Origin of the sequence: Phytohabitans aurantiacus (assembly GCF_027923225.1) — a bacterium.
Lineage (GTDB): Bacteria > Actinomycetota > Actinomycetes > Mycobacteriales > Micromonosporaceae > Phytohabitans > Phytohabitans aurantiacus.
On sequence record NZ_BSDI01000136.1, the window covers coordinates 1 to 938 of the forward strand.

A 938-nucleotide genomic window follows, 5' to 3' on the forward strand; every position below is an offset into this window, starting at 1 on the left:
GGAGCGTTATTCAGAACGTGGTTATCCCCAGGTTCGGTAGATCTCCAGTCCGGTGACGGTGCGTAGGACTTCGGGAAAGTCGGTGAGGCGTCCGCGCCAGCCGGTATCGAGGACCTTCCAGTTGACCAGGTGGGCGATCGCTCGCTCGACCGCCGCGCGGGTGCTGTTGATCGCTCGGTTGCAGGCACGTCGTACCTGGCCGAGTTCGCCGCCGCGGGGTTTGCGGGTGCCGGTGATCGCCGCGGTGCCCAGGTAGCCCAGGTCGGCGAGCATGCCGGGTCCGCCCGGTCGTAGGTGGTTGGCCCAGCGGTCGGCGATGCCGGACTCGGCCAGGGCTTTGCTGTCGTGGCGGGCGCCGGGTACCGGTAGGCCGGTGTCGACCAGGCGACCGGCCAAGTCGGATACGGCTTGGATGTTCAACCCGCAGGTGTGGCGTTTGCCGGAGAACAGCTCGGGCACGCCGGTGCGGTTGCCGGTCGGGGCCAGGAACCCGTCGACCAGCACCGCCGATCGTTTGGCTTGCTGACGTATCTGGCCGGCGAAGTCCGCGGTGACCTGCCGTAGCAGTGGCCGCAGCCGGCGCACGATCCGGGACACTGTGGACTGGGAGCAGCCGAACAGTTCGGCGGCCACCGCCTGCGCCTCGTTACGACGCATCAGGTACAAGGTCAGCACCACCGCCCGGTACAGTCCGAGCGCCCGGCGCCGTCCGCGTATTGGCTGCCACACCCCGTCCAGCAGGTCGAACACGCCGCCGACGAGGTCGGTGACTTGATCGCCGCGTAGTCCGGTCATAGCCTGACAGCGCGGCGGCTGCCCCTCGTTGATCTCTTTGGTCCACACAACCCAGGTGATCTACACCGGGGCGGCCGCCGTCACCTGTAGTGACACCCGTGGCCCTGACCACAGTGGACGATCAGACGTTCTGAATAGCGCTC

Annotated in this window: 1 protein-coding gene; it reads right to left on the minus strand. The window is 67.6% G+C overall.

What is annotated here, in order from left to right; translation table 11 throughout:
* Nucleotides 1-21: 21 nt before the first annotated feature.
* A complete protein-coding gene (locus QMG73_RS46150) occupies nucleotides 22-795 on the minus strand; it encodes a transposase (protein ID WP_281906523.1) in 774 nt (257 codons plus the stop codon).
* Between the last annotated feature and the right edge of the window lie 143 nt (nucleotides 796-938).